Source organism: Kribbella sp. NBC_00889 (assembly GCF_045207705.1).
Lineage (GTDB): Bacteria > Actinomycetota > Actinomycetes > Propionibacteriales > Kribbellaceae > Kribbella.
In genome coordinates this window covers 8,568,359-8,594,616 of record NZ_CP108783.1, presented here as the reverse complement: position 1 = coordinate 8,594,616, position 26,258 = coordinate 8,568,359, and the positions used below count along the sequence as shown (strand labels likewise).

Annotated in this window: 27 protein-coding genes; 13 read left to right on the top strand and 14 right to left on the bottom strand. The window is 69.2% G+C overall.

Going from position 1 to position 26,258, the window contains the following annotated elements; all coding sequences use genetic code 11:
• The first annotated feature begins 4 nt into the window (after nt 1-4).
• Nucleotides 5-1,213, top strand: coding sequence for an NAD(P)H-binding protein (locus OG817_RS42355; protein WP_406050669.1), 1,209 nt, complete (start codon nt 5-7; stop codon nt 1,211-1,213).
• On the opposite strand, the gene OG817_RS42350 is transcribed toward OG817_RS42355, so the two are convergent.
• The 4 genes from OG817_RS42350 to OG817_RS42335 are packed head-to-tail and all read right to left on the bottom strand — an operon-like array spanning nt 1,198 to nt 4,319.
• Entirely contained in the window at nt 1,198-2,118 is a 921-nt protein-coding gene (locus OG817_RS42350) for a GNAT family N-acetyltransferase (RefSeq protein WP_406050667.1), read from the bottom strand. The genes OG817_RS42355 and OG817_RS42350 overlap by 16 nt on opposite strands.
• Nucleotides 2,115-2,912 (bottom strand): NADH-quinone oxidoreductase subunit C, encoded by a 798-nt coding sequence (locus tag OG817_RS42345; RefSeq protein ID WP_406050665.1) that lies wholly within the window; start codon nt 2,910-2,912, stop codon nt 2,115-2,117. Before OG817_RS42345 ends, OG817_RS42350 begins: the two co-directional genes overlap by 4 nt.
• A complete protein-coding gene (locus OG817_RS42340; protein WP_406050663.1) occupies nt 2,909-3,469 on the bottom strand; it encodes an NADH-quinone oxidoreductase subunit B in 561 nt (186 codons plus the stop codon). The genes OG817_RS42345 and OG817_RS42340 overlap by 4 nt, the downstream gene beginning before the upstream one ends.
• A 4-nt stretch (nt 3,470-3,473) precedes the next feature.
• The gene (locus tag OG817_RS42335) at nt 3,474-4,319 is read right to left on the bottom strand and encodes an alpha/beta fold hydrolase (protein WP_406050661.1); all 846 of its coding nucleotides are present in this window, start codon (nt 4,317-4,319) and stop codon (nt 3,474-3,476) included.
• Between the two features lie 84 nt (nt 4,320-4,403).
• Between OG817_RS42335 and OG817_RS42330 the strand changes: the two genes are divergently transcribed.
• The 6 genes from OG817_RS42330 (at nt 4,404) to OG817_RS42305 (ending at nt 10,917) form a co-directional block, all read left to right on the top strand.
• Nucleotides 4,404-5,861: a purine-cytosine permease family protein gene (locus OG817_RS42330; protein ID WP_396392448.1), complete on the top strand. Its 1,458-nt coding sequence runs from the start codon at nt 4,404-4,406 to the stop codon at nt 5,859-5,861.
• Complete coding sequence (locus OG817_RS42325) at nt 5,861-6,391, top strand: cysteine hydrolase family protein (protein WP_396392449.1); 531 nt, start codon at nt 5,861-5,863, stop codon at nt 6,389-6,391. The genes OG817_RS42330 and OG817_RS42325 overlap by 1 nt, the downstream gene beginning before the upstream one ends.
• 7 nt (nt 6,392-6,398) lie before the next feature.
• Nucleotides 6,399-7,106, top strand: a complete 708-nt coding sequence (locus OG817_RS42320; RefSeq protein ID WP_406050658.1) for a GntR family transcriptional regulator — start codon at nt 6,399-6,401, stop codon at nt 7,104-7,106.
• A gap of 475 nt (nt 7,107-7,581) precedes the next feature.
• On the top strand, nt 7,582-7,710 hold the full coding sequence (locus OG817_RS42315) for a hypothetical protein (protein ID WP_393380563.1): 129 nt from the start codon (nt 7,582-7,584) through the stop codon (nt 7,708-7,710).
• Nucleotides 7,711-7,723: 13 nt separating this feature from the next.
• Nucleotides 7,724-7,885, top strand: coding sequence for a hypothetical protein (locus tag OG817_RS42310; protein ID WP_396392451.1), 162 nt, complete (start codon nt 7,724-7,726; stop codon nt 7,883-7,885).
• A 113-nt stretch (nt 7,886-7,998) separates the two neighbouring features.
• On the top strand, nt 7,999-10,917 hold the full coding sequence (locus OG817_RS42305; RefSeq protein WP_396392452.1) for an AAA family ATPase: 2,919 nt from the start codon (nt 7,999-8,001) through the stop codon (nt 10,915-10,917).
• A 117-nt stretch (nt 10,918-11,034) separates the two neighbouring features.
• On the opposite strand, the gene OG817_RS42300 is transcribed toward OG817_RS42305, so the two are convergent.
• The 3 genes from OG817_RS42300 to OG817_RS42290 all read right to left on the bottom strand — a co-directional run bounded on the left by OG817_RS42300 (nt 11,035) and on the right by OG817_RS42290 (nt 13,916).
• Nucleotides 11,035-11,253, bottom strand: coding sequence for a hypothetical protein (locus tag OG817_RS42300; protein WP_406050655.1), 219 nt, complete (start codon nt 11,251-11,253; stop codon nt 11,035-11,037).
• Between the two features lie 292 nt (nt 11,254-11,545).
• Complete coding sequence (locus tag OG817_RS42295) at nt 11,546-12,895, bottom strand: serine hydrolase domain-containing protein (protein WP_406050653.1); 1,350 nt, start codon at nt 12,893-12,895, stop codon at nt 11,546-11,548.
• 1 nt (nt 12,896) lies between these two features.
• A complete protein-coding gene (locus OG817_RS42290; RefSeq protein ID WP_406050651.1) occupies nt 12,897-13,916 on the bottom strand; it encodes a dipeptidase in 1,020 nt (339 codons plus the stop codon).
• 44 nt (nt 13,917-13,960) lie between these two features.
• Here OG817_RS42290 and OG817_RS42285 point away from each other — a divergent pair, with 44 nt between their 5' ends.
• Nucleotides 13,961-14,860 (top strand): ornithine cyclodeaminase family protein, encoded by a 900-nt coding sequence (locus tag OG817_RS42285; protein ID WP_406050649.1) that lies wholly within the window; start codon nt 13,961-13,963, stop codon nt 14,858-14,860.
• Here the strand turns inward: OG817_RS42285 and OG817_RS42280 are convergent.
• Both OG817_RS42280 and OG817_RS42275 read right to left on the bottom strand, forming a co-directional pair.
• Complete coding sequence (locus OG817_RS42280) at nt 14,857-15,213, bottom strand: NADH-quinone oxidoreductase subunit A (RefSeq protein ID WP_360450429.1); 357 nt, start codon at nt 15,211-15,213, stop codon at nt 14,857-14,859. The two genes, OG817_RS42285 and OG817_RS42280, sit on opposite strands and share 4 nt — an antisense overlap.
• A 10-nt stretch (nt 15,214-15,223) precedes the next feature.
• Nucleotides 15,224-15,436: a hypothetical protein gene (locus tag OG817_RS42275; protein ID WP_406050647.1), complete on the bottom strand. Its 213-nt coding sequence runs from the start codon at nt 15,434-15,436 to the stop codon at nt 15,224-15,226.
• A 150-nt stretch (nt 15,437-15,586) separates the two neighbouring features.
• Here OG817_RS42275 and OG817_RS42270 point away from each other — a divergent pair, with 150 nt between their 5' ends.
• On the top strand, nt 15,587-17,578 hold the full coding sequence (locus OG817_RS42270; RefSeq protein ID WP_396392458.1) for a 2-oxoacid:acceptor oxidoreductase subunit alpha: 1,992 nt from the start codon (nt 15,587-15,589) through the stop codon (nt 17,576-17,578).
• Entirely contained in the window at nt 17,575-18,654 is a 1,080-nt protein-coding gene (locus OG817_RS42265; protein WP_406050645.1) for a 2-oxoacid:ferredoxin oxidoreductase subunit beta, read from the top strand. Before OG817_RS42270 ends, OG817_RS42265 begins: the two co-directional genes overlap by 4 nt.
• Here OG817_RS42265 and OG817_RS42260 read toward each other — a convergent pair.
• Together OG817_RS42260 and OG817_RS42255 are read right to left on the bottom strand one after the other, a co-directional pair.
• On the bottom strand, nt 18,647-19,402 hold the full coding sequence (locus tag OG817_RS42260; protein ID WP_406050643.1) for an alpha/beta fold hydrolase: 756 nt from the start codon (nt 19,400-19,402) through the stop codon (nt 18,647-18,649). The genes OG817_RS42265 and OG817_RS42260 overlap by 8 nt on opposite strands.
• Complete coding sequence (locus tag OG817_RS42255; protein WP_406050641.1) at nt 19,383-20,534, bottom strand: serine hydrolase domain-containing protein; 1,152 nt, start codon at nt 20,532-20,534, stop codon at nt 19,383-19,385. The genes OG817_RS42260 and OG817_RS42255 overlap by 20 nt, the downstream gene beginning before the upstream one ends.
• Before the next feature lie 81 nt (nt 20,535-20,615).
• Here OG817_RS42255 and OG817_RS42250 point away from each other — a divergent pair, with 81 nt between their 5' ends.
• Complete coding sequence (locus OG817_RS42250; RefSeq protein ID WP_396392461.1) at nt 20,616-21,578, top strand: GlxA family transcriptional regulator; 963 nt, start codon at nt 20,616-20,618, stop codon at nt 21,576-21,578.
• A gap of 126 nt (nt 21,579-21,704) precedes the next feature.
• Here the strand turns inward: OG817_RS42250 and OG817_RS42245 are convergent, their stop codons facing one another.
• The 3 genes from OG817_RS42245 to OG817_RS42235 all read right to left on the bottom strand — a co-directional run bounded on the left by OG817_RS42245 (nt 21,705) and on the right by OG817_RS42235 (nt 23,907).
• Complete coding sequence (locus tag OG817_RS42245; RefSeq protein WP_406050639.1) at nt 21,705-22,352, bottom strand: HAD family hydrolase; 648 nt, start codon at nt 22,350-22,352, stop codon at nt 21,705-21,707.
• Nucleotides 22,349-23,500 carry an alpha-hydroxy-acid oxidizing protein gene (locus OG817_RS42240; RefSeq protein ID WP_406050637.1) on the bottom strand — a complete coding sequence of 384 codons (1,152 nt, stop codon included), beginning with the start codon at nt 23,498-23,500 and terminating at the stop codon, nt 22,349-22,351. The genes OG817_RS42245 and OG817_RS42240 overlap by 4 nt, the downstream gene beginning before the upstream one ends.
• 224 nt (nt 23,501-23,724) lie before the next feature.
• On the bottom strand, nt 23,725-23,907 hold the full coding sequence (locus OG817_RS42235) for a hypothetical protein (protein WP_406050635.1): 183 nt from the start codon (nt 23,905-23,907) through the stop codon (nt 23,725-23,727).
• Nucleotides 23,908-24,056: 149 nt separating this feature from the next.
• Here OG817_RS42235 and OG817_RS42230 point away from each other — a divergent pair, with 149 nt between their 5' ends.
• Both OG817_RS42230 and OG817_RS42225 read left to right on the top strand, forming a co-directional pair.
• Complete coding sequence (locus OG817_RS42230; RefSeq protein WP_406050634.1) at nt 24,057-25,040, top strand: hypothetical protein; 984 nt, start codon at nt 24,057-24,059, stop codon at nt 25,038-25,040.
• The gene (locus OG817_RS42225) at nt 25,018-26,241 is read left to right on the top strand and encodes an MFS transporter (RefSeq protein ID WP_406050633.1); all 1,224 of its coding nucleotides are present in this window, start codon (nt 25,018-25,020) and stop codon (nt 26,239-26,241) included. Before OG817_RS42230 ends, OG817_RS42225 begins: the two co-directional genes overlap by 23 nt.
• Nucleotides 26,242-26,258: the final 17 nt, after the last annotated feature.

Sequence of the window (26,258 nt, the reverse complement as noted above, 5' to 3'; positions counted from 1 at the left end):
TCGTATGACCGATGAGAAACTGACTCAGCTGAGCACCGTTCTGGTGACCGGAGCGACCGGGCGCGTCGGCCGGCATGTGGTGGATGGACTGCGCGCGGCGGGTGTGACCGTCCGCGCCCTGGTCCGGAAACCTGACCGCGCCGCCTTGCCGCCGGACGTCGAGCTGATCCAGGGCGATATCTATGATCCGGCAGCGGTACGACGGGCTGCGGCCGGCGTGGATGCGGCGTTCCTGCTGTGGCCGGCGTACAGCGCGGATGGCGCGGAGGCCATCGTTGCGGAACTGCCGCGGCGAGTCGTGTACCTGTCCTCGCTGAATGCACCCTCCGGCGGTGTTTGGGGCGACGTCGAGGAGTTGCTCCGGCAGTCGGGTAGGGACTGGACCGCGGTGCGGCCCGGAGGATTCGCCGTCAACGCACAGGGCTGGGCCGCGGACTTCCGGGGCGGTGACGTCGTACGACTGCCGTATCCGAAGGCCGGCCGGTCACTGATCCACGAGCGAGACATCGCGGCGGTCGCCGTACTGACGCTGATGGACGATCGGCATAGCGGGCAGGCGTACGACCTGACCGGACCTGAGGTGTTGACCCAGGCCGAGCAGGTGGAAACGATCGCGCGGGTCGTGGGCAAGGAGATGCGGATCGAGGAACGGTCCGCTGAGCAGGCTCGGCAGGCGATGCTCGACCAAGGCGCTGACCCTGCGCTCGCGGAGAGCGCGGTCACCTACTGGGCGAAGCTCGTCGACGATCCCGAGCCTGTGACGACCACGGTCGCGGAGCTCACCGGCCGCCCGGCGCTGACGTTCGCGGACTGGGCCCGGGAACACGCGGATGAGTTCCGTGTCCTGTCCACAGCCGAGGTCGCGAACCGCTACGTGAGCCTCCTGAGCACCGGCCGCGTCCACGAGGCCATGGCGCTGGCCGCGCCGGACGTCGTCCGCGTCGCGCCACTCGAAACCGGCGGCGAGGAGATCGAACTCAAGGGAGCCGACGCCATCCTCGAGAACGCACAACGGCTCAGCGCCGGCATCGAGTACGTCGGCGTCCAGGTCCTCGGCCCCCTCCTCCTCGACGACCGCTTCGCCATCCGCTTCACCTTCGACCAGCGCGACCCCACCACCGGCCACCCCTCCCAAACCACCAAACTGTCCCTCTGCACCGTAACCTCCGGCCAAATAACCCGCGAAGAAGTCTTCTACTACAAGGGCAACTGAAGCCAGCCGCCGATGTCGTTTCGGCCGGCGGTTTGAGCGGCGGTGCGGGCGCCGCGGTTGGCGGAGTGGATGGTGCCGATGAGGATGCGGGTCGGGTCCGGCAGGGCTTGGGCCAGGAGGGCGCTCAGGTGGCGGCCGTAGCCTCGGCCTCGGTACTTCGGGGCGAGGATCATCTCCCGTACGACGTACGCGGGCAGGCCGAGTGAGTCCTCGGGATTGTCGACTCCGGCCGCGTATCCGGCCCACTCGCCGTCGACGGTGATGTCGAAGAGGAGGCCCTCCTCGGCTGACTCGGCCAGATCTTCACGGTCCTGGAGCGATGCCTCTTCGGCGTGATGTGGGTGGGCGGCGTCCACGGCGTCGTACGCATGCTGGGCCTCGTCATAGTGGTCGACGCCCGCCGGGACGAGTGCGAGCTCGGGCGGTACGTCGTGAGGTTGTAGCTGACTGATCGGGGCGGCGAAGAAGCGGCGGTCGGGTTGGGCGCCAGGGATCCCAGCCTCGGCACTCCACAGGCGGACGTAGCGCGGGCTGTGGATGCCGTAGATCTCGCGGGCGAGCGCGGCCAGGGCGGGGAGGTCCGACGTGCGCGGTGCGCGGGTCATCGGGGTCGCGTCGACGAAGGGCTTGGTCGGGTCGAGGCCCTCGAAGCGCATGCTGACCATGGCGTGCAGGTCGTCGCCGACCGGCATCCAGTAGTTGAGCATCGACTCGGCGGGCTGTCCCGGAGCGAACCGTTCGACACGCAGCGCGGCGATCTCCAGATGTGTTGCCAAGAGCAAGTCCGGATCCGCGTGCACCTCTGCCAACGCCTTCAGCCGCGTCGCGTCGTCCACCCAGGTGCGCGTGAGAGGGTGCTGGCGGTCGAGCGTGTAGCGCGCCAACTCGTCCGCAGTCGGAATCACGCCTCAGGCTCCGCCGAGGGAGCGTCCGGCGAGGGCGCGTCCGCCGAGGGCGGCGCTTCCGACGAGGGCGCATCCGCGGAGGGCGCTTCCGCAGGGGGAGACTCCGGCGGCGGGGCCTCGGCCTGCTTGCGGGGGCGGCGTTCGGCGCCGGCGCGGCGGGGGCGGGCCGGGGTGGCGGCCGCCTGGGCGGGGGCCAGTGGATCTGGGTCAGGGGATCCGGCGGGGCGCGGGCCCCAGGTCTCCGGGTCGGGGACGCCAGGGGGAAGGGTGCGACGGCGGCTGGGGGCGCCGTGTGCCGGAGCATGGTCGGACTCGCCTGGCTCCTTGGCGCCCGGCCACGGCTTCGCGACCCGGGACGCGAGGATGAACTCCTTGCGCAACGGGTTGCCCTCGAAGCCGTCCGGTAACAGCAACGGGATCAGGTTCGGATGACCCTCGAAGCTGATCCCGAACATCTCGAACGTTTCCCGCTCATGCCAGTTCGCCCCGGCGTACAACTCGGACAGCGTCGGCAGCACCGGCTTGTCCCGCGGGATCAGCGTGCGCACCAGCAGATGCTCGACGTGCGCACCACCCCAGAAGTCCGCGAGATGCGAGACCACCCGGAACCCGTCCGTCAGCTCGTCCGCAGCGGACAGGAAGTCGAAGAACGTGTACCCAACGGCATCCCGCAGCACCTCGTGCGCCGCCACCCACGACTCCGCGGGTACGTCGATCGCCGTCGGCGAGAAGCTGTCGGACTGGGTCGCGGCGATGCCGGCAGCGGTCAGCGCCTCGAGCGCGTCGCTGCTCACTGAGGCGTCACCAGGCCGCGGGTCAGTGCGGCGGCGGAGGGCTCGTCGTACCGGCTCGGCATGTTCTCGCCGGCGATCTTCTCCTGCAGCTTGAGGATGCCCTGCAGCAGCGCCTCCGGCCGCGGCGGACAGCCGGGCACGTACACGTCGACCGGGATGATCTGGTCGACGCCCTTGGTCACGCAGTACGAGTCCCAGTACGGGCCACCGGAGTTCGAGCAGGAGCCGAACGAGATCACGTACTTCGGCTCCGGCATCTGGTCGTAGAGCCGTTTGATCGCCGGCGCCATCTTGTCCGTCACGGTGCCGGAGACCACCATCAGGTCGGCCTGCCGCGGACCGGGCGCGAACGGGATCACGCCGAGCCGGATGAAGTCGTGCCGGCCCATCGACGCGGCGATGAACTCGATCGCGCAGCAGGCCAGGCCGAAGTTGAACACCCAGAGGGAGTACTTGCGGCCCCAGTTCAGCAGGTACCGGACCGGCTCGGGCGCGAGCTTCGCCAGCGCACCCACAGCCGGCCGCACGCTCGGCATCGGCAGCTCGGTCTGGGACATGTGGTCAGCCTAGTCCGACAATCTCTTCGGCGAGGATTTCCGGGTACTCCAGCGGCGCGTAGTGTCCGACACCGTCCACGGGCCGAAGCCGTACGTCGGCGAAGAAGTCGTCGAGCCGATCGGACCAGGCGCGCGGGAACAGCGGATCGAACTCCGGCCACAGCACCACCGTCGGTACGCCGATCCGGTCGTACGACGGCGGCGACGACTCGGCCGCGGAGGTGGCGACCGAGCCCGCACCCGCCCGGTACCAGTTGAGCGAGGCGGTGAACGCACCCGGCACGGAGTAGGTCTCGACGAGATGATCGAGTTCCGGCTCGAAGCCCGGGCCGGACCAGTGCGTCCAGAAGTGCCGCAGATAGGACCGGACCGCGTCGGGCTTCCCGTCGATCAGCTCCTCGATCACCGGCAGCCGATGGAAGGCCTGGTACCAGAACTCCGCCTGCGCGCGCTCGGAGAACACCCGCTTGCCGATCCCCGGCAGCGGTGGCGCGACCACCATGCCCTCGATCAGGTCGGCCCGGTTCCGCGCGATCCCCTGCGCGACCCGGCTGCCGACGTCGTACCCGGCGAGCACCGGACGCTGCAGCCCGAGCTCCTCCACCAGTGCGATCACACTCCGCCCCTGCGCCTGGACGCCGTACTGCGCGGGATCCGTCGGCTGCCGGTCCGATTCCCCGAAACCGCGCAGGTCGGGCACCACCACCTCGCAACCACGCTCGACCAGCATCGGTGCGAGCAGCCGGAAGTCGGTCCGGTCACCCGGCCATCCGTGCAGCAGCACCACCGCTGGTCCCTCGCCGGCCCGGTCGTACGCCAGCCTGAATCCGTCCACCGCGTCGCTCAGCATGGCATTCATTGTTGACCACTCCGACCCTCCGTCCTACCGTGATTGAACAGGACTGAACAGGTCCATTCAGTGTGGGGAGTCACCATGGCCGACCAGCTCGAGGTGCAGCAGACCCGGGCGCTCGCGGTGGAGAGCAACGGACTGAACGTGATCGCGGACGCCGACCGGAAGGGCCGGCCGAGCCAGCTGTTCTGGCCGTGGTTCGGGGCGAACGTCTCCGTACTCGGCCTGAGCTACGGCGCGTTCGCGCTGGGCTTCGGGATCTCGTTCTGGCAGGCGGTCATCGCCGGGGTGATCGGGGTGGTGTTCTCGTTCCTGCTCTGCGGGCTGATCGCGCTGGCCGGCAAGCGCGGCTCGGCGCCGACGATGGTGCTCGGCCGCGCGGCGTTCGGTGTCCGCGGCAACAAACTGCCGTCGGTGGTGTCGTGGCTGCTGACGGTCGGCTGGGAGACCGTGCTGACGATCCTCGCCACGCTGGCGACCGCGACCGTCTTCGAACGCCTCGGCTGGGGCGGCGGCACCCTGACGAAGGTGATCGCGCTGGTCGTGGTCGGCGTACTGATCGTTGCCTGCGGCGTGCTCGGGTTCGACCTGATCATGCGGGCGCAGACGATCATCACCGTGGTCACCGGCGTACTCACCGTCGTCTACATGATCCTGGTCGCCGACCAGATCCACTGGAGCACGGTGTCCGCGCTGCCGAGCGGTTCGAGCCAGCAGGTGATCGGGGCGTTGGTGTTCCTGATGACCGGCTTCGGGCTCGGCTGGGTCAACGCGGCGGCCGACTACTCCCGCTATCTGCCCCGTGAGTCGTCGAGCCGCGGCGTGGTCGGCTGGACGACGTTCGGCGGCTCGGTGGCACCCGTCGTACTGCTGGTGTTCGGACTCCTGCTGGCCGGATCGTCGCAGGATCTGAGCGCCGCGATCGCAGCGGACCCGATCGGGGCGCTCGCGGAGGCGTTGCCGACCTGGTTCCTGGTGCCGTTCGTGATCGTGGCCGTGCTCGGCCTGGTGGGTGGCGCGGTGCTGGACATCTACTCGTCCGGCTTGTCCCTGCTGGCGATCGGACTGCCCGCACCGCGGTACGTCGCCGCGTTGATCGACGGCGTCGTGATGATCGCCGGCACGATCTACGTGGTGTTCTACGGCGGCGAGTTCCTGGCCCAGTTCCAGGGCTTCCTGATCACGCTCGGCGTCCCGATCGCGGCCTGGTGCGGCATCATGCTCGCCGACCTCGCGACTCGCCGGCGCGACTACGCCGAGGCCGACCTGTACGACGCCCGCGGCCGGTACGGCGACGTGCGGTGGCTGCCGGTGATCACGATGATCGTTGCCACCGGCATCGGGTGGGGACTGGTCACGAACACGCTGGCGTCGTGGCTGACCTGGCAGGGCTACCTGCTCGGGCCGCTCGGCCTCGGCGGCAAGGAAGGCGACTGGGCGTTCGCGAACCTGGGCATCCTGGTCGCGCTGGTGCTCGGCTTCGTCGTCCAGCGGTTCGCCGGTGCGGCCGCCGTACGCACCCAGGAGGCGGTCGCCTGATGGTCCTCGCGCTGATCGACCTGCAGCGGATCTTCGCCGATCCCGGCTCCGGCTGGGCCGCGCCGGACTTCCGGCGGGTGGTCGAACCCACCAAACAACTGGTCGAACTGTTCGCGCCGGACGTCGTCTTCACGCGGTTCGTGGCACCGGAGAAACCAACCGGTTCCTGGGTCGCGTACTACCAGGAGTTCCCGTTCGCGCTGCAGCCGCCGGAGTCGGCCGACTACCAGCTCGTCGACGAGTTCAAGGGCGCTGCAACTCTGGACAAGACCACCCTCGGCAAGTGGGGTCCGGAGCTGGCGGAGGCGGCCGCGCCGGACGGACGGCTGGTCCTCGGCGGCGTCACCACCGACTGTTGCGTGATCAGCACCGCGCTGGCCGCTGTGGACGCCGGGATCCAGGTCCAGGTGGTCGAGGAGGCGTGTGCCGGCTCGACCGCGGACAACCACCGCAAGGCGCTCGACATCATGCGGCTCTACGCACCGATGCTCGAGGTCGTCACGATCGACCAGCTCCGTAGTACCCAGTGAGCCGCCGATGCCCGAGATCGAACTGAAGCATGAACGCGTCGCGGCGGTCCTGACCCGGGAGATCCGTTCCGGCCTGGTACGCCGTGGCGCGCGACTGCCCGGTGAGGTCGAACTGGCCAGGCGGTTCTCGGTCAGCCGGAACACGGTCCGCGCCGCGCTCGCCGTACTGACCGACCACGGGCTGATCACCACCCGGACCGGCAAGGGGTCGTTCGTGCTGTTCGACGGGCGGCCGCTGGACGGCCGGCTCGGCTGGACGCACGCGCTGTCCGAGCAGGGCGTCGAGACCCGGATGCGGACGGTGAAGATCGCCCTCGAGGAGGATCCCGGCCTGGCCGGGCGGCTCGGGCTGGACGACCCCGGCGTGATCGTGATCGAGCGGGTGAGGCAACTGTCGGACGGTGTCCCGATCTCCTTGGAGCGCAGCCGGATCCCAGCACTGGAGTCGTTGCGCGACCTGCCCGGCCGCGGCCTGGATAACGGCTCGATCAGTACGACGCTGAGCCGGGCGGGCCTGCATCTCGACCACTGTGAGCAACGGCTTCGCGGCCGCCCGTTGAACCATGCCGAGGCCGAGTTGCTGGGCCGGCCCGAGGGGACCTGGTTCCTGCACACCGAGCGGACCAGCTGGACCGCGGCGGACACCTTCGCCGAGCAGGCCGACTGCCTGCTGGACCCCGAACACTTCGAACTAAGCCTCAGTTACGGCTTCTAAGGGCGCGCGGCCGGAGGGCATAGGGAGTTGTGCCGATGTGGCACTCCCCCTCAGGCGAGCACTGTCTCCTCATCGACAAGCTCCCGGAGGAGATCAATGTTCTTCTACTCACCAGACTCGCTCCAGGCAGAGGTCCGTTACCGACAGAACCGCCTGCGGCGTGACTTCCAGCGCCCCGGCTGGTTCCACCGCAAGCCCAAGGTGCAGTCTCCCGAGCCCTGCGCGCCCGAGCTGCGGGCCCGTCCGGCGATGTGAACGCGAGAGACCCGCCGTCCCCCGTCCGTCCAGCGGCCGGCTCCCTGCGGGGAGCCGGCCGCACCGTCGTTCAGGGCACTAGGTACCTCCTACGCCGTACCCGGAGCGTCTAAGGGCGCCTGAGGCGCAGGGATAGGGAGGAACTCCGATGTGCGGGGTCACCTCAGACGAGCAGATTGAGGGTGTCGGCAGGAAGCCGGCACCAGACCAGGAGGAATCCATGTACTTCAACGACTCGGTCAAGGCAGAGGTCGCCTACCGCAGGGAGCGCCTCAGCCGCGACTTCCGGCAGCACCGGAACCCCCGGACCCGCCGGAACCTCGTCCACCTGTTCGGCCGGAAAGCCTGAAGGGAGGCAGACCATGTTCATCACACCTCAACTGATCCAGGCGGAGACCGCCTACAAGCAGGAGCGGACCAAGCGTGAGTTCCGGACGGCGACGCGCCGGGAGCACACGGAGCGGGCCCACCAGCCCGAGCCGCGGCACGCGCGCCGGACCCTCCGACCCACAACGGCGGCATGACCGCCGGGACCGCCGTCCCTGACCCGACAAGAACGGTCAGGGACGGCGTTTTCGTTGCCCGGGAGGGTCAGCGGACGGGATGCCGTCGATTTGTGTCGGCTCCAGGGGCGAAGATGGACGATGTGCCCTGGACCTCGACACCTCTCGTCGGCCGCTCGACCGAGATGGCCGCCCTCCTCAGTGCCGTCGACGACGCGAGAACGCGCCGCGCCGGCGCCGTTCTGCTGTCCGGTGATGCGGGCGTAGGGAAGACCCGCTTGCTGGACGAAGTGGCCACCGGGGCCCACGAGCGCGGTTTCGGCGTCCTGGTCGGGCACTGCACCGACTTCGGCGATGCCGGCCTGCCGTACCTGCCGTTCACCGAGATCTTCGGCCGGCTGGCCGGCGAGCGGCCCGATCTGGTCGAGAGCGTCCTGACGAACTTCCCGGCGATCGGCCGGCTCCTGCCCACCCATCGCCTGATCGGCGCCCAGCCCGTGCCCCAGGAGGGCCAGCTCGACCGGGCCGCCCTGTTCGACGCGGTCCTGGGCGCGTTCACCGCGCTGTCCACCAGCGAGCCACTGCTGGTGATCATCGAGGACGCGCACTGGGCCGACGACTCCACCCGCGACCTGATCGGCTTCCTCATCACCCGGCTGACCTCACAGCGCCTGGCCCTGGTGGTGTCCTACCGCAGCGACGACCTGCACCGCCGCCACCCGCTGCGCCGCCCGATCGCCGAGTGGTCCCGCAACCCGCGCGTACGCCGGGTCAACGTGGCGCCCCTGGACGCCGACGAGTCCCGCACTCTGCTGGACTCGCTGGTCTCCAAGCCGCTCTCGGAGACCGAGGTACGACGGATCCTCGAGCGAGCCGGCGGGAATGCGTTCTTCACCGAGGAACTGGTGGCCGCGGCTTCGATGGGCGACGGCGATGCCGTACCGCCCGATCTGGCCGACCTGCTGCTGGTCCGGCTCGATCCGCTGTCCGACGACGCCCGGCAGGTCGCCCGCGTGATCGCCGTCGCCGGCCGCCGGGTGCCGCACACGCTGCTCACCACCGTCGCCGGACTGCCCGACCGCGAGCTCGATCAGGCCCTGCGCGAGCTCATCGACGCCCACATCATCGACGTACCGGGCAACGCGAGCTACTACTTCCGGCACGCCCTGCTGGCCGAGGCTGTGTACGACGACCTCCTGCCCGGCGAGCGGGTCCGCCAGCACGCGGCGTACGTGCAGGCGCTGAAGGACCAGACCGTCGCGGGTACGGCGGCCGAGCTCGCCGGGCACGCCACCCGGTCGCACGACCTGGCCACCGCGTTCGAGGCGCGGGTCCGGGCCGGGCAGGAGGCCATCACGGTCGCCGCGCCGCAGGAGGCGCTCAAGCACTACGAGATGGCGCTTGAGCTGTTCCCGAACGCATCGCCCGACAACACGATCGACAAGACCTGGCTGATCGTCGACACCGCGCTGGCGGCCACGTTGTCCTCGCAGCATTTGCGCGCGCTCAAGCTGCTGCGCAAGGCGCTCGTGGATCTGCCGGCGGACGCGCCGAAGCTGCAGCGGGCTCAGTTGCTGCTGCCGCTCGCGGACATCGCGCTGATCGTCGACCATGACCAGGAGGCCAACGAAGCCGTGACGCAGGCGCTCAAGCTGGTGTCCGACGAGCCGTCGACCGTCTTCAAGGCCCAGGTCGCCTCGCTGTACGCACGGGTGTCCGACGCGCTCGGCCGCCCGATGGAGGCGGAGCGCTGGGCGCACAAGGCGCTCGAGATCGCTCGCGAGGCCGGCCAGGAGTCGGCCGCCGGCGACGCCGGGATCACCCTGGCCCAGCTCCGGCGCCGGGCCGGTGACCCGGTCGCGGCCGCCAGGCAGTTGGAGGAGGCCGCCGTACGGGCGCAGCTGACCGGTGACGCGGCGGCAGAGGTACGGAGCCGGTTCCTGCTCGGTTCGACCTACTACGAGGAGGGCGACCTGCAGGGCGCGAAGACTGCGCTCGTCCATGCCTCGCAGCGCGCCGGTGAGCTCGGCCGGCAGTGGGCGGCGTACGGGTTCGACGCGCGGCGGATGCTGGCGCTGACGCAGTTCGTCCTGGGCGACTGGGACGACGCGACGGCCACCGCCCGGACGGACTCCAAGACTCCGGCCGCGTCGGCGGCGGCGCTCCGCGCGGTGGACTTCGCGGTCCGGAGCGGACGCGGGGACACCTCCGTCGCGGAAGAGTTGGAGCGGATGCGGAAGTGGTGGGACCTGGACGTCATGCTGCCGATCATCGGGCTGCAGCCGGCCGTGGACGCGTACCGCCAGCTCGACCAGGTCGCTGACGCGGAGAAGCTGATCGCGGATGTGTCCGCGCTGTTGGCGGACGTGTTCCAGACCGAGTGGTTCATGGCCCAGATCCGCTTCACGACGCTCGGAATGCAACTGCTGTGCCACCGGGCGGTGAGCGAGCCGTCGGCGGCCGAGGAGTTGGTTGCCCGAGGCTCCGAGCTGCTCGCGACGGGCCAGGCGACGGTGGAGAAGGGGCTACCGCCCGGCCGGGTGATCGGTGTCGAAGGGCTGGCCTGGCTGTCGCGGCTGGAGGCGGAGTGGGAGCGGCTCCGGTGGCTGACCGGGATCGATCCGCCGTCACCGGAGGAGCATGTGGCCGCGTGGCAGCGGACCATGGACGCCTTCGGGTACGGGTACGTCTTCGAGCAGGCCTGGTCGCGCGTGCGGTTGTCGGCCGCGCTGCGTGCCGCGGGCCGGGTGGCGGAGGCGAACGAGCAGGCGGCGCTGGCGGCGGAGGTCGGCCGGGAGTTGGGGTCGAAGCCGCTGCTGGACGAGCTCGGCGGAGTCGAAGGGCCCGGCTTGGGCTCAGGTGCCCTGACCGCGCGAGAGACCGAGGTACTGAAGCTGGTCGCCGACGGGCGGACGAACCGGCAGTTGGCCCGCGAGCTGTACATCAGCGAGAAGACGGTGAGCGTGCACGTGTCGAACATCCTCGGCAAGCTCGGCGTCCGGTCGCGGACCGAGGCGGCCGCGGTGGCCAGGCGGGACGGACTGCTGGACTGAGATCCCACAGTCTCCGACGCAGTCCCACAGCCGCTCACGTTCGGCGCTGTGCGGGCCACCGAACGTGAGCGGCTTGGGCGGAACCCGGGTGGGGACCGGGCGTCTTCTCGGGTCGCGTTATCCGTGCTTGCGGCGCGGCGGCGACTGCGGTGGGATCCGGCGGGCTCTCGCCTGGGCGAGCTCGTCACCGGATGAATCGGACTGGCTACTCTCGGCGGAACGGTCGATGCGGGTGATGTCGTCGAAAACGTGCTGGGCGTGCCGCATTCGCCACGCGACCAGGATCACGACCCCGGTCGCTGCGAGTGCGATCGCCACCCACAGTTGCCACGACATAGCCTCACCACCCCGTACTCACCCCATTCCCCCGAGTAATCACCATAACTCCAGGTTGACTACTTGGCGACAGGCTGTACGCAATCCGTTATCCAGGGCACGGCGGACCCTCACAATAGTTGCCGTCCGCAATCACAAAGGGTGACCCGGCAACGATCCGGTGAAGGCGAGGCAGGTGACTCTCGATGACAGCGCGACGTGCCACGGCCCCAGCCACGCCGCACGTCACTGACACTCCTTCCCAGTGCGGCGGGACTTCATGCACCGGTCGGTCCGCTTTAAACGAGTGTTCTCACCTGCTACGCGGTGTGAGCCGTCCGCCCTGGAACAGGTACGACGCCCGGCCGTCGACCGGATCCCGGAACGCCAGCACCGTGTGATCACCGTGCTCGGGCTCGGCGCCGATCAACCGGGAGTCGTCGAGCGGGACCAGCCGGGTCCGCCGCGGCTCGGGCAGGATCACCTTCGCCTCCTCGCCGACTGCCTCCTCCAGCACCCAGAACTCGCCGTCCTCGACGCTGACGGTCGAGGTGGTCAGCACACCTTCGTACCGGCCGGTGACCAGGTCGGCCGAGATCTCGACCGGCTCGGCCGGCGGCACCGGCCGGGCCGGCAGCTCGATCCCCGCGGTCTCCCGCAGTACGTGGCCGACCAGCTCGTCGTACAGCGACGAGGTGTTGCCGCCGTTGGTGAGGAGCGCGACCGCGACGCCCTTGTCCGGGACCAGCCGGAAGAACGCGGACTGTCCGACGGTCCCGCCGTCATGACCGTAGACCGTCCCGCCATCGAGCGTGAAGATCATCCAGCCGAGGCCCCAGTGAGCCGGGAAGCCACCGGTCGGCGGTACGGCGACCTGCGGTTCCCACAGGCGGTCGATGGTGGCCCGGTCCAGCAGCGACGCGTCCAGGTACGCCCGGCCGAAGGTGATCAGGTCGCTCGCACTCATCGCCAGCAACGAGCCTGCCGGTGCCATCGCGTGCACGAGACTCCACACCCGGGCGGCCTGCAAAGGCTGATCCGGCTTCGGCGAGATGTGCCCGACCGCGGCCCGGTACAGCAACGCCTCGTCCGGGATCGTGGCGAGATGCTTCAACTCCAGCGGTACGCCGATGTGTTCGCGGATCAGCTCGTGATACGGCTTGCCCCGCAGGACCTCGGCGATCCGGCCGAGGACGACGAAGCCCGAGTTGTTGTAGGAGAACCCCGCGCCGGGCGGAACCTCCTGGGCCAGGCCGGGCAGCACATCGCGGATGAACAGCTCGACGCCGTCGTCGCCGCGCGACGTCGGGGTGAAGGCGTCCCCCGAGAAGCCGGCGGTGTGCGTGAGCAGGTGCCGCGGCGTGATCGACGCGGCCGCGGCCTCGTCGCCGAGCTTGAACTCGGGCAGATAATCGCGGACCGGCCGGTCGAGGTCGACCTTGCCCTCGGCGACCAGCTGGGCGATCAGCGTGGTGGTCCACAGCTTGGTGATCGAGCCGACCTGGAAGACGGAGTCGGTGGTGGCCTCGACGCCGGTGTTCAGGCTGAGGATGCCGGCCGCCGCCGTACTCAGCTCGCCGTCGGCCCAGACCGCGACGGACGCGGCCGGCACCTCGTGCTTCTCGATCAGCCGACCGAGGTTGTTGTCCAACCAGCTTTGCATCTCACGCCTCCGATGAGAGAACACGAACCAGGTTCTGGCCGAGTACCTTGCGAATAGTTGCCTCTGACAACCCACGGCGCTGGAGCGCGTCGGTGACCAGCGGCATCCCGGCCGGGCCTTCGAGGCCGGGCACGAACACCTCGACGTCGAGGCCCTGGATGACCAGCGGACGGTCGCAGGCCGGGACCTTCTCCCCGTACACCTCGGCCACGAAGTCGCTGCCCAGTCCGACATGGTCGGCGCCGGCGACGTTCACGACGTACTCGAGGTGATCGGCCAGATGCTCGACGGTCGGCTTCTCCGCGGTGGTGAGGAATCCGGCGAAGAAGTTCACGCAGATGACTCCGCCGGTGGCCGCGACTCCCCGCAACTGCTCGTCGGTCAGGTTGCGGTGGTGGTCGCGCAGGGTGAACGCGCTGGAGTGCGACGCGACCAGTGGTTTCGTCGCCAGTTCGAGGATGTGCTCGACGCCGCCGCGACCGACGTGCGAAACGTCGATCAGTACGCCGAGCTCCTCGAGCAGACCGACCGCCTCGACGCCGGCGTGGGTGAGCCGGCTGCCGGTCGCGTCCTCGCCCGATCCGTCGCCGAGCGCGCTGCGGCCGAAGTGGGTGAACGACACCATCCGGACGCCGAGCCGCTGCAGCGTCTGCAGGAGTTCGAGGTCGTTGTCGATCTGCGGGCAGCCTTCGAGCGCCAGCACCAGCGCGATCTTGCCGGCGCCGGTCGCGGCCGCGATGTCGCCGGGCGCCGTACAGAGCGCGACCTCATCGGCGTTGCCCTCGGCGATCCGATGCGCGGCCTCGATCATCCGCAGCGTCTCGCGCAACGCACCTTCGGGCCGGAACTCGTCGTCGATGAACACCGGCAGCACCTGAACGTCGATCCCGCCCTCGCGCAACTGCGGGATCCACCGCTCCCGGAAGTACTGCGCCCACGTCGCCTTCGGCCTTCGCGCCACCAGCATCAACAGGTCGTTGTGCGCATCCGCCACCAGCGCGTTCCGATGCAGGTCGTTCACTCGATCCCCTCACAGTCGGTGGGGATCAGAATATGCTCGGGCCGGTGAAGGTGCTTTCGGCTCAGGAGGTCCGGCGTGCGGTTCCGATGAGTACGGCGATCGACGCGGTGCGGGACGCGTTCCGGGAACTGGCGGCGGGGAACTTCGTCCTGCCGCCGCGGCAGATCTTCGGCAACGGGTCGGTGCTGGTGATGTCGGCGTACCACACGCCGACCGGGAGCGCGGTGGTGAAGAAGATCGGTATCGCGCTCGATCAGGTGCCGGCCATCCGCGCGACGGTGATCTGGACCGGCGCCGGCGATCAACTCGTCGCGGACGGCAGCTCGATCACCACACTGCGGACCGGTGCGGTCGTCGGGGTCGCCACCGATCTGCTCGCTCCGGCCGGCGCGACCCGGCTCACGCTGATCGGGACCGGCGCTCAGGCACCCGACCAGGTGCGCGGAGTTCTCGCCGTACGACCGATCGCCGACGTCATGGTCACCGGTCGCTCAGCTGACCGGGCAACGGGGCTGAGCAAGGCGTTGGCCGAGGAGTTTCCCGAGGTGAAGTTCACTCCAGGCACGGACATCGACGACGCGATCGCCGACGCGGACATCGTCTGTTGCGCCACGTCGTCCACCACGCCGCTCTTCACCGCTGACGCGCTCCCCGACCGCGTCCACGTCAACGCCATCGGCGCCTTCCGTCCGACGATGCGCGAGCTACCGCGCGACCTCTTCGCCACCGCGTCGACGGTCCTGGTCGATCAGCAGGAAGCGGTGCTGGAAGAGTCCGGCGAGATCATCGACGCCATCACCTCCGGCGTACTGCGGCGAGATGACCTGATCGAGCTCGGGCCCGCGCTCTCAGCTCCCCCGGCGTCGACCGGCCGAACCGTCTTCAAGTCGGTCGGCATCGGCCCCCAGGACTGGGCGATCGCGGCGGCGCTGGCCCGCGCCTAGGTCCAGCGGAGGACGCCCTTGCGGTAGGCGTAGAGCAGGCCGACCGCGACGAAGGCGAGGAAGACGAACATCTCGATCAAGGTGGAGAAGCCGAGGGTGGCGAAGATCGTCGCCCACGGGAAGAGGTAGATCGCGTCGACGGCGAAGATCACGTAGAGATAGGCGAACAGGTAGTACCGGATGTGCACCTGCGCCCAGCCCTCGCCGACCGGGTCGACGCCCGACTCGTACGTCTTGAGCTTGTTCTCGGTCGGATAGGTGACGGTGAGCGCCTTGTTCAGCGCGAAGGCGCCGATCAGCCCGACCAGGCCGAGCGCGACCACCGCGAGGACAACCCCATAGCTCTCCGACACGGGCAGCAGCTTAGTTGGTGCAGAGCATGATCGAGTCGACTGAGACGTAGGGGCCGTAGCCGGATTTGAGGTCGGTGACTTGCAGGCGGAGTCGGGTGACGCCGAGGATCTTGGCGTTGAGCCAGGTCTCGGTCTCCTGCGCCCGCCGGTTGTGACTGCGGATCGCAAGGGAACGACTGCACAGGGTGACATTGGAGAATTCGTCCCTAGCGGATGAATCCACCCACTAACACCGTGTCCCAGGCTGTGGACCACCGGGGCTTCCGCATGGTTCTGTACTAAGGGCGAACTAATATTGGGGTTATCGCCCTGAACTGGGGGGATCGACCTGTCGCCCACGACGTGGCGGGCCGACCCAAGCTTCGACTTGGAGATGAACAGAACAGTGACCATCGAGGTCAAGCAGCTCGACCGAGTGGTGATCCGCTTCGCCGGCGACTCAGGCGACGGGATGCAGCTCACGGGGGACAGGTTCACAGCGGAAACGGCATCGTTCGGCAATGATCTGTCGACCCTGCCCAACTTCCCCGCCGAGATCCGGGCACCAGCCGGAACTCTGCCGGGAGTGTCGTCCTTCCAGCTCCACTTCGCCGACCACGACATCCTCACGCCGGGTGATGCGCCCGATGTGCTGATCGCGATGAACCCGGCGGCGCTGAAGGCGAACCTGCGCGACGTGCCGCGCGGCGCCACCCTGATCGTCGACACCGCCGACTTCACGCCGCGGAACCTGAAGCGGATCGGGTACGAGCAGAACCCGCTGGAGACCGGTGAGCTCGACGGCTACCACGTGGTGCCGCTGAACCTGACCGGCATGACGGTGGAGTCGGTCAAGGAGTTCGGCCTGACCCGCAAGGACGCGTCCCGGGCCAAGAACATGTACGCGCTGGGGCTGGTGTCGTGGCTGTTCCAGCGCCCGGTCGAGTCGACGATCACGTTCCTCGAGACCAAGTTCGCCAGTAAGCCGGACATCCGGGACGCGAACATCGCGGCCTTCCGGGCGGGCTACAACTTCGGCGAGACCGCCGAGGAGTTCTCGGTCCGGTACGAGGTGAAGCCGGCCAAGATGGCCACCGGCACCTACCGGAACATCTCCGGCAACCTGGCGCTGGCGTACGGCCTGGTGGCGGGCGCTCAGCGGGCCGGGCTGCCGCTGGTCCTGGGCGCGTACCCGATCACCCCGGCCTCCGACGTGCTGCACGAGCTGTCCAAGCTCAAGCGGTTCAACGTGACCACGATCCAGGCCGAGGACGAGATCGCTGGTGTCGGCGCCGCCCTCGGCGCGTCCTTCGGCGGAGCGCTCGGTGTGACCACGTCGTCCGGCCCGGGCATCAGCCTGAAGTCCGAGACGATCGGCCTCGGCGTGATGCTCGAGCTGCCGCTGGTCGTCTGTGACATCCAGCGCGCCGGCCCGTCGACCGGCATGCCGACCAAGACCGAGCAGGCCGACCTGCTGCAGGTGATGTTCGGCCGCAACGGCGAGGCGCCGCTGCCGGTGATCGCGGCCCAGTCCCCCGCGGACTGCTTCGCGATCGCGGTCGAGGCGGCCCGGATCGCCGTGACCTACCGGACACCGGTGATCGTGCTGTCCGACGGCTACCTGGCCAACGGTTCGGAGCCGTGGCAGATCCCGGTGGTCGGCGACCTGCCGACGATCGACCCGGACTTCACTCTCGAGCCGAACGCCACCGACGACAAGGGCGCACCGATCTACCTCCCCTACCTGCGCGACCCGGAGACTCTGGCCCGCGCCTGGGCGATCCCGGGTACGGCGGGCCTGGACCACCGCATCGGCGGTCTGGAGAAGGAGGACAAGACCGGCAACATCTCCTACGACCCGGCCAACCACGACCTGATGATCCGCACCCGGCAGGCGAAGGTCGACGGCATCGCCCGTTCCATCGACCCGATCGAGGTCGACGACCCGGACGGTACGGCGAAGGTCCTGGTGCTGGGCTGGGGATCGACGTACGGCCCGATCGGCGCCGGCGTTCGCCGGGTCCGCAAGGTCGGCGGCAAGGTCGCGCAGGCCCACCTACGGCACCTGAACCCGTTCCCGCCGAACCTGGGTGACCTGCTGCGCAGCTACGACAAGGTCCTGGTCCCGGAGATGAACCTGGGCCAGTTGGCGATGCTGCTGCGGGCGAAGTTCCTGGTCGACGTCGTCTCCTACGCGCAGGTCCGGGGCATGCCACTCGGAGCGGCCGAGCTGGCCGAAGTGATCGGCAACCTGGTCGAGGAGACCGAGGGCATCGACGACGACGCGCGCCACCTGGGCGAAGCTGCCGCCAACCTGACGCACGGCGAGGCACTGAACGGTAACGAGCACGATCTGCACCAGTCCCGATTGGGAGGAGCACGATGAGCACGGTCGACCTCGGCCTGCCGAGTCTGCCCGGTGGGCTGCACGGCGTCCCGGCCGCGAGCGAGCAGCAGAACCGCAAGGAGTACGTGTCGGACCAGGAGGTCCGGTGGTGCCCAGGCTGCGGTGACTACGCCGTGCTGGCCGCGTTCCAGGGCTTCCTGCCCGAGCTCGGGATCAAGCGCGAGAACATCGCGATGGTCTCCGGCATCGGCTGCTCGTCCCGGTTCCCGTACTACCTGTCGACGTACGGCATGCACTCGATCCACGGGCGCGCGCCGGCGATCGCGACCGGTCTCGCGGTGGCCCGGCCGGACCTGAGTGTCTGGGTGGTGACCGGTGACGGCGACGCGCTGTCGATCGGCGGCAACCACCTGATCCACTCGCTGCGGCGGAACGTGAACCTGAAGATCCTGCTGTTCAACAACCGGATCTACGGCCTCACCAAGGGTCAGTACTCGCCGACCTCGGAGCCGGGCAAGGTGACGAAGTCGACGCCGATGGGCTCGGTGGACAACCCGTTCAACCCGGTCTCGCTGGCGCTCGGCGCGGAGGCGACGTTCGTGGCCCGCACGATCGACTCCGACCGCAAGCACCTGACCTCGGTCCTGCGCGCGGCCGCCGAGCACCGCGGCACCGCGATCGTGGAGATCTACCAGAACTGCCCGATCTTCAACGACAACGCGTTCGAGGCGTTCAAGGACCCCGACACCCGCGACGACGCGATCATCCCGCTGGTGCACGGCGAGCCGATCCGGTTCGGCAAGGAAGGCCGGCTCGGCGTGGTCCGCGACGGCTTCGCCTCGCTGGCCGTGAAGGAGGTCGCCGACCTGCCCAACGGCGAGGCCGACCTGGTCGTCCACGACGCCCACGCGGACGACCCGGCGTACGCGTTCGCCCTGTCCCGGCTGACCGACGCCGGTGTCTTGCACCAGGCGCCGATCGGCATCTTCCGTGCGGTCGAGCGCCCGGCGTACGACGACATGGTCCGTCAGCAGATCACCACCGCCCAGGAGGCTCAGGGCACCGGCGACCTGCAGGCCCTCGTCACCGGCTCGGACACCTGGACCATCAACTGAGGAAGGTCCGGACGGCTTTCTGAAAGCCGTCCGGGTCCTCCACCCACGGGTAGTGTCCGACACCGTCGAGCACTACCCGTTCCGCATTCGCCAGCGCGCGCAGCAGACTGTCGGTGACGTACGGCGGCCGCAGATCCTCCGCACCGTGGATCAGCAACGTCGGTACGTCGATCCGCTCGCAAGCGCCGGCCCGATCCGGCACCGCGCGGAGCTCGGCCAGCAACGCGTCGGCGCATTTCTGGTTGGGCTCGAAGCGTGGTGTGTTGAGCCGGCGTGACTGCTCCAGCGCCGTCGTCCGGTCGGCGAAGTTCGTGGCGATGCGCGCGATCCAGGGATCAACTGATGGCACGAGCCGCTCGGCAACGCGGTCCCGGTACGACGGGGGCGGTCCGTCGAGCCCGGTGCTCGAGACCAGGATCAGGTGGCTGAGGTGGTCGAGGTGCGCGGCGGCGTACTGGAGCGCGAGGGCCGCACCCCAGGAGTGGCCGACCAGGATGATCTTGTCGTGGCCGCCGCGGATCGTCTCGAGGTCGGCGACCGAGCGTTCGAGGGTGTAGGGACCGCGGCGATCCGACCGGCCGCAGCCGCGCTGGTCCCACCGGTGGACCCTGAAGCCGGGCAGCAGCCGAGGGAGGTCGCCGAAGACGTCCCACCAGCCAGGGCCGCCGTGGACGAGGACGACGGTTGGTCCGTCGCCGGTCGCCTCGGTCCAGAGCCGGCAGCCGTCGTCAGTCGTCGAGTGAGGCATAGACAGCGGCGCGCAACTCGCGACGGATCGGATAGCTGGAGGACGGACGCAACTGGGTCAGGAAGACGACGGCAAGTTCGTCGGCCGGCGAGACGAAGAACGCCGTCGAGGCGGCACCACCCCAGAAGTACTCGCCCGGGGTGCCGATCGTCTGCGCCACCGTCGGATCCAGCAACACCCCGAACCCGAGGCCGAAGCCTTGTCCCGCTCGCTTCGTCTCGCCACCGAAATCGGCCACCGCCGCGAGGTCCTGACCACCGGGGAGGTGGTTCATGGTCATGAACCGCAGTGTCCGCGGGCCGATGATCCGCACACCGTCGAGCGAACCGCCGGCGGCCAGCATCCGGACGAACCGCAGGTAGTCCCCGGCCGTCGACACCAACCCAGCCACGCCGGACAGGAACGCGCGCGGCCGAAGGTACGCGCTCGTCAACGGGTCGTCCGCCGGCGCGAAGCCGCCGTCGGCGTACGTGTAGCTCGCGGCGAAGCGGGAGATGCTTGCCTCGGGCACCGAAAATCCGGTGTCCGTCATGCCGAGCGGATCGAAGATCCGGGTGCGCAGGTACTCGTCCAGCGGCAGACCGCCGATCACCTCGCAGAGCAGCCCGACCAGGTCGGTCGAGATCCCGTAGATCCAGCGCGTCCCCGGATCCGCCTGCAGTGGAAGATCTGCCAGCCGGGCCGGCAGCTCCGACAACGGTGCGTCCGAGTCCATCCCGGTCAGCCCGGCGTCCTGGTAGAGCCGGCTGACCGGGTGCTTGCCGTTCGAGGCCGCGAGTCCCGACATGTGCATCAGGATGTCGCGCACCGTCATCTCCCGGGTGGAGTCGCGGACCGCACCTTCCGCGAACACCTTCGGGCGGCCGAGCGCGGGCAGGTACTGCACCACCGGATCGTCGAGCTGGAACCGGCCCTCCTCGTACAACTGCATCAGCCCGAGGCTCACGATCGGCTTCGTCATCGAGAAGATCCGGAAGATCGTGTCCGGCCGCATCTCCCGGCCACGCTCGGCGTCCGCCAATCCGCAGGCCTCGAACAACTCCACCTTGTCCCGCCAGGCCACCGCTGTGACCGCGCCCGGATACTGTCCCGCGTCGACGTACCGCCGGACCAGGGCCGCGACTCGCTCCATCGAACCTCCTTGTAGCGAACACTTCAGAACCGACGGTAGATGTTGTGAACGTTACAGTGCAAGAGCGGATACCGTGGCGACGTGGACGAACGCCTGGTCCTCCTGGTCGCGTACGACGGTGCCGAGTTGCTCGACATCGCCTGTGTCACGTCGTGTCTCGACATCGCGAACCGCATCGGCGCCAGCCCGCCGTACCGGATGGTGCTGGCGACGCCGGGGAAGCGCGCGGTGCGCTGTGACTCGGGTCTGCAACTGCAGGCCGATGTGGCGCTCGAGCGGTTCAACGAGCCGATGGATACCTTGCTCGTGTCCGGCGGACTCGGACACGAGGACGCCGCCGCCGATCGCAGCCTGGTCGGGCACGTACGACGCTTGTCCGCGCTAGCCCGCCGGGTGTCGTCGGTGTGCACCGGAGCGACCGTGCTCGCGGCCACCGGCCTGCTGAGCGGGCGCCGCATCACGACCCACTGGATGTACGCCGACCAGCTCGCGGCGAAGCACCCGGATGTCGATGTCGACGCGGACCCGATCTACATCCGAGACGGCGAGATCGCGACCTCGGGTGGCGTCACGAGCGCACTGGATCTGACCATGTCGTTCATCGAGGAGGACCACGGCGAGGCGATCGCCCGCGGTGTCGCGCTGGGCACGGTCACCTACCTCCAGCGGCCGGGCGGCCAGTCCCAGATGAGCATGTTCGTGGCGAGCCGGCTGAGCGGCGACCTCCTCGTCCGCCGGCTCCGCGACCACATCGTCAGCCACCCGACCTCGGACCTGAGTACGCCGGCCCTGGCGCGACTCGCCGGGGTCAGCGAGCGGCACCTCTCGCGGATGTTCCTCACCCACGTCGAGCAGACGCCGGCGCAGTACGTCCGTGGTGTGCGCACCGAGGCAGCGGCACACCTCCTGGTTTCGGGAGAGCTGCCACTCGCGGCAGTCGCCCGGCAGTGCGGCTTCGGCTCGACCGAGTCCCTCCGGCAGGCCTTCCTCGACCGGTACGGCGTACCTCCGTCGCAGTACCGGCGGACGCAGGCATCGGCCTGATCCCAGGAATCCGGCCCGCTCCAGCAGGCATCCGGACCTGATCGGTCCGGATGGATGGCCCGGCCCCGGACAGTCCGGAAGATCGTGCCATGACGAACGATTTCTCCGACTCCGAAGACCGGAATCTCAGGACACCAAGTCCGTGAGGGTGATGCCGGCCGCGCGATCGAGGTGATGCGCGGTCAGGCCGACGGCGCGGGCCGCCAGTACATCCAGCTCGAGGTTGTCGCCGATCATCATTGTGTCCACCGGGTCGACGCCCAGCGCCTCGCAAGTCCGCAGGTAGGTCTCTGGGGCGGGCTTGCTGACGCCGAGCGATTCCGTCGTACAGACCACGTCGACGAGGTCGGCCAGTCCGATCGCCTGGAGCTTCGCGTGCTGCTGTTTCGTGCTGCCGTTGGTCAGCACGCCGATCCGCCAACCGTTGCTCCGGGCAACTTCCAACGCCGGGCGGGCGTCCGGGTACGCGGTCCAGCTCGACCGGTAGTGGTGCAGGTAGCCGGTGAACAGCTCGTCCAGCTCCGCATCCGTCGGAGGCACCGGGTGGCCGAGCAGGGGCAGGAAGTCGCGGAGCCGGCCACGCCGCTGCTCCTGGTGCGTGATCTCGCGGGCCAGGAACCGGCTGTAGACACGGTCCTCGATCACGAACCACTGCGCGACCAGCTCATCGGTCGTCGTACCACCCAGCTCGGGGATCCAGCTGCGGATCGCGTACGTCGCCGACCCGGTGTGGTCGAACAGTGTGTTGTCCAGGTCGAAGATGACCGCCTTCACGCCCGGACCACCGAGTCCCGGTTGAGCTCGCGGTGGTTGGCGTAGCCGGACAGTGCCAGGGTCAGGTCGAGCTCGGCCAGGAAGCAGCGCAGGACGTGCTCGACACCCGCCTGCCCGGCCAGTGCGAGGCCGTAGAGAAGCGGACGGCCGAGCAGGACGGCCTTGGCCCCGAGTGCGAGAGCCTTCGCCGCATCCGAGCCGGTGCGGACGCCGGAGTCGAAGAGGACTGTCAGCTGCTCACCGACCGCGTCCGCGATCGCGGGCAGCGCGTCGAGGGACGCGATCGCGCCGTCGACCTGGCGGCCGCCGTGGTTCGAGACCACGATCCCGTCCACGCCGTGCTCTGCGGCCAGCTTGGCGTCCTCGACGGCGGTGATCCCCTTCAGCACGATCGGGCCGTCCCAGTTGTCCCGCAGGAACGACAGCTCGTCCCAGCCCAGGCCGACGTTCGGGAACATCTGCGCCCAGTGCATCACCGCTGCGCCCGGGTCCTCGGCGACCGGCTTGGCCAGCTTGGCCTGGAACGCCGGGTCGCTGAAGTAGTTCGCCAGGCCCTCCCCCTTGAGGAACGGCAGGAACCCGCGGTCCAAATCGGCCGGACGCCAGCCCAGCGTCCCGGTGTCGAGGGTGACGACCAGGACGCCGTACCCGCTCGCCTTCGCCCGCTGCAGGAAGCTGAGGCAGACGTCGCGGTCGGTCGGCCAGTAGAGCTGGTACCACTTGCTCTTCGCCTCGATCTGCTCGAAGGCGTGACTCGCCTGCGTCGAGTGCGTGTAGGTCAGGCCGAGCGCGTCCGCGGCCCGGGCCGTCGCCAGCTCGCCGTCGGGGTGGGCCAGCGTCTGTACTCCGATCGGCGCGACCAGCACCGGCGCGGGCATCGCCGTACCGAGGATGGTGCAGGACAGGTCACGGTCGGTGCTGCCGCGCAGCATCCGGGGCACCAGCCGCCACCGATCGAACGCCGCCAGGTTCGCGCGCGCCGTCGCCCCGCTGCCCGCGCTCGGCACGATGTACCCCATCGCCTCAGCGGACAGCGTCCCGGCCGCTTGCGACTCCAGCCGGGCCAGGTCGGTCGTGATCTCCGGCCGTGTCCCCTGCAGCATCCCCTGCAGGTAGATCTGCAACTGGTGATCCCCATAGTTGGCCATGCCGGATGCTCCCACGCCCACCGCGCGACCTCAACCACACCACCCCGGCCAGGGCGACGACGCAGCAGAGCCAGGCGAACCAGTCGCCCCACGCGGTGTAGACGGTCCGGTCTCTGCCGGGCTGAAGCTCGCCGATCAGGACGGCCGGCGCGTCGACAGGCGCCGTCGTCTCGGAAACGATGCGTCCCTGCGCGTCGCTGAGGGTGAGGCGGCCCTGGCTGCCGTCACGTGTTCAAGACAGCGAGGTGGTCGCCGGGCGTGTACGGCTCGATGCCGGGGATCAGGTGGTGCTCGACCTTGTTGCTCGCGGCAAGGGTCTGGAACTCCTCGGACAGCTGAGGAAGTGCGGTCGCGTCGAGGTCGACGATCTTCTCCGGGAGCAGGACGCACTCACGAATGCCATTCAACGCGCATTACCTATACGGCGTATAGGGAAATGACCCTGAATGATCCCTGGGCCATGACATCCGTCAGGTCCGGGACCCGACGCCCGTCAGGGCAGGATCGGGACGGATCGCTTCGGTGCCGGCGCCCGTCGAACGCGAGAGTGAGGAGCGTGACCGACACAACCGATGTGAGTGTGATGAAGCGGACCCTGCCGGCGCTCGGGTTGTTCTTCCTGGCGCCGCTGGTGGCGGAGTTCCTGCTGGGGAACATCCCGATCAGCCAGATCTTCGCGCTGCTGTTCCTGGCACCGCTGTACGGCGGTGGCGCGGTGCTGATCCGTGAAGTCGTCAGGCGCCGCGGCTGGGGCTACCCGAGCGTCATGATCCTCGCGCTGGCGTACGGCGTACTCGAGGAAGGGGTGACCACGCAGTCGCTGTTCAACCCGAACTACGCGGACCTGCGGCTGCTCGACCAGGGACACATCTCGGCGCTGGGCATGGGGGCGCCGTGGACGTTGTTCGTGCTCGCGCTGCACACGGTGTGGAGCATCACCGTGCCGATCGTGCTGGTCGAGTCGGCCTCGCGCCGCCCGCGTGAACCGTGGCTCGGCAAGATCGGCCTCTGGGTGTACGGCGCGATCTTCGCCGCCGGCATCGTCGCGAACACGGAGTTCGCCCTGAGCAGCGACTCGTTCGTCGCGTCACCGGCGCAGTTCGCCGGGACCGGAATCGCGATCGTCGTCCTCATCGCCATCGCGGCCCGGGTCGGCTCCCGCGGACAGCGTCGTACGGCAGGCACGGTGCCCTCGGCGTGGCTGGTCGGCGCCGCCGGGCTGGTGCTCAGCTCGGCGTTCATGCTGGTGAACGACCTGGTGAAGAACGGCTGGCTGCAGGCCGGGCTGATGGCCGCGCTCGACGTACTCGCGGTGATCGTGGTGGTGCGGTGGTCGCGGCGGACCGGCTGGACGCAGCTGCATTCGCTCGCCGTGGCGGGTGGCGCGCTCCTGACCTACGCGTGGCACGCGTTCCCGGAGGACCCGGTGATGGACGCGTCGCGGACCATCGACCTGATCGGCAATGTGGTCTTCGCCCTCATCGCGGTGGTGCTGCTCGTGGGTGCAACAATCAGGCGTGACAAACTCAGTGACTCCTGACAGCCGCAGCACCGAGTGGCCTGTCGGCCTCGCTCTGTTCGCGCTGGCGACCGGTGGTTTCGCGATCGGAACCACCGAGTTCGTCACGATGGGAGTACTGCCCCAGATCGCTGACGGTGTGGGGATCTCGATCCCGACCGCCGGCCACCTCATCTCGGCGTACGCGCTGGGCGTGGTGGTCGGCGCACCGGTGATCGCGGCGCTCGGCGCCCGGACCGGCCGGAAGCGGCTGCTGCTCGGGCTGATGGCGGTGTTCGTGATCGGCAACGTGCTGTCGGCCGTTGCCTCGAGCTACGAGTTCCTGCTGGCGGCGCGGTTTCTGACCGGCGTACCGCACGGGGCGTTCTTCGGCATCGGCGCAGTGGTCGGGACCACACTCGTGCCGGTCAATCGGCGCGCCTGGGCTGTGTCGATGACGATGGTCGGTCTCCCGGTCGCCAACATCATCGGCGTACCGATCACCACCCTGATGGGCCAGCGACTCGGCTGGCCCGCGCCGTTCCTCGCTGTCGGCGCGCTCGGGCTGGTCACGCTGGTGGCGGTGTGGTTCTGGGTCCCGCCGCAGCCGGTCGGCAGCGACGTCAACATCCGTAGCGAGCTCAGCGCCCTGTCCCGACCGCAGGTGTGGATGGCCCTGCTGGTCGGGATGGTCGGCTTCGGCGGCATGTTCGCGACGTACTCCTATATCGCCCCGACGATGACGGAACTGTCCGGTTTCTCCGAGGCTGCGGTCACGGTGGTGCTGGCCATGTACGGCATCGGCATGACTTGCGGCACCGTCGTCGGCGGCCGGCTCGCCGACCGTGCCCTGATGCCCAGCCTGTACGGCGGCCTGCTCGCGATCACCGTCGTACTCGGGACGTTCGGATGGCTGGCGCAAACCCGGCCAGGAGCCCTGATCGCGGTCTTCGCGATGGGGTTCTCGGCGAGCATCCTGGTGCCGGCACTGCAGACCCGGCTGATGGACGTCGCGCACGAGGGACAGTCGCTGGCGGCGTCGCTCAATCACTCGACGCTGAACATCGCCAATGCCCTCGGCGCCTGGCTCGGCAGCGTCGTCCTGGCCGCCGGCTACGGCTACGAATGGCCGAGCCGCGTCGGCGCCGTCCTGGCCGTCGCCGGGCTGCTCCTGGCGCTGGTCTCCGGCCTGATGGATCGTCGTACGGTCCGAAACTCAGACACGACCTCGGTCGTCGCCTGACCTTCTGATCACCGGGG

Coding starts and splice junctions, on each gene's coding strand:
- OG817_RS42260 (WP_406050643.1), bottom strand. CDS start 19,402: ATGCCTCACTCGACGACTGACGACGGCTGCCGGCTCTGGACCGAGGCG.
- OG817_RS42315 (WP_393380563.1), top strand. CDS start 7,582: ATGTACTTCAACGACTCGGTCAAGGCAGAGGTCGCCTACCGCAGGGAG.
- OG817_RS42310 (WP_396392451.1), top strand. CDS start 7,724: ATGTTCATCACACCTCAACTGATCCAGGCGGAGACCGCCTACAAGCAG.
- OG817_RS42335 (WP_406050661.1), bottom strand. CDS start 4,319: ATGCTGAGCGACGCGGTGGACGGATTCAGGCTGGCGTACGACCGGGCC.
- OG817_RS42330 (WP_396392448.1), top strand. CDS start 4,404: ATGGCCGACCAGCTCGAGGTGCAGCAGACCCGGGCGCTCGCGGTGGAG.
- OG817_RS42340 (WP_406050663.1), bottom strand. CDS start 3,469: ATGTCCCAGACCGAGCTGCCGATGCCGAGCGTGCGGCCGGCTGTGGGT.
- OG817_RS42325 (WP_396392449.1), top strand. CDS start 5,861: ATGGTCCTCGCGCTGATCGACCTGCAGCGGATCTTCGCCGATCCCGGC.
- OG817_RS42240 (WP_406050637.1), bottom strand. CDS start 23,500: ATGGCCAACTATGGGGATCACCAGTTGCAGATCTACCTGCAGGGGATG.
- OG817_RS42320 (WP_406050658.1), top strand. CDS start 6,399: ATGCCCGAGATCGAACTGAAGCATGAACGCGTCGCGGCGGTCCTGACC.
- OG817_RS42305 (WP_396392452.1), top strand. CDS start 7,999: ATGGACGATGTGCCCTGGACCTCGACACCTCTCGTCGGCCGCTCGACC.
- OG817_RS42270 (WP_396392458.1), top strand. CDS start 15,587: ATGAACAGAACAGTGACCATCGAGGTCAAGCAGCTCGACCGAGTGGTG.
- OG817_RS42355 (WP_406050669.1), top strand. CDS start 5: ATGACCGATGAGAAACTGACTCAGCTGAGCACCGTTCTGGTGACCGGA.
- OG817_RS42300 (WP_406050655.1), bottom strand. CDS start 11,253: ATGTCGTGGCAACTGTGGGTGGCGATCGCACTCGCAGCGACCGGGGTC.
- OG817_RS42255 (WP_406050641.1), bottom strand. CDS start 20,534: ATGGAGCGAGTCGCGGCCCTGGTCCGGCGGTACGTCGACGCGGGACAG.
- OG817_RS42295 (WP_406050653.1), bottom strand. CDS start 12,895: ATGCAAAGCTGGTTGGACAACAACCTCGGTCGGCTGATCGAGAAGCAC.
- OG817_RS42265 (WP_406050645.1), top strand. CDS start 17,575: ATGAGCACGGTCGACCTCGGCCTGCCGAGTCTGCCCGGTGGGCTGCAC.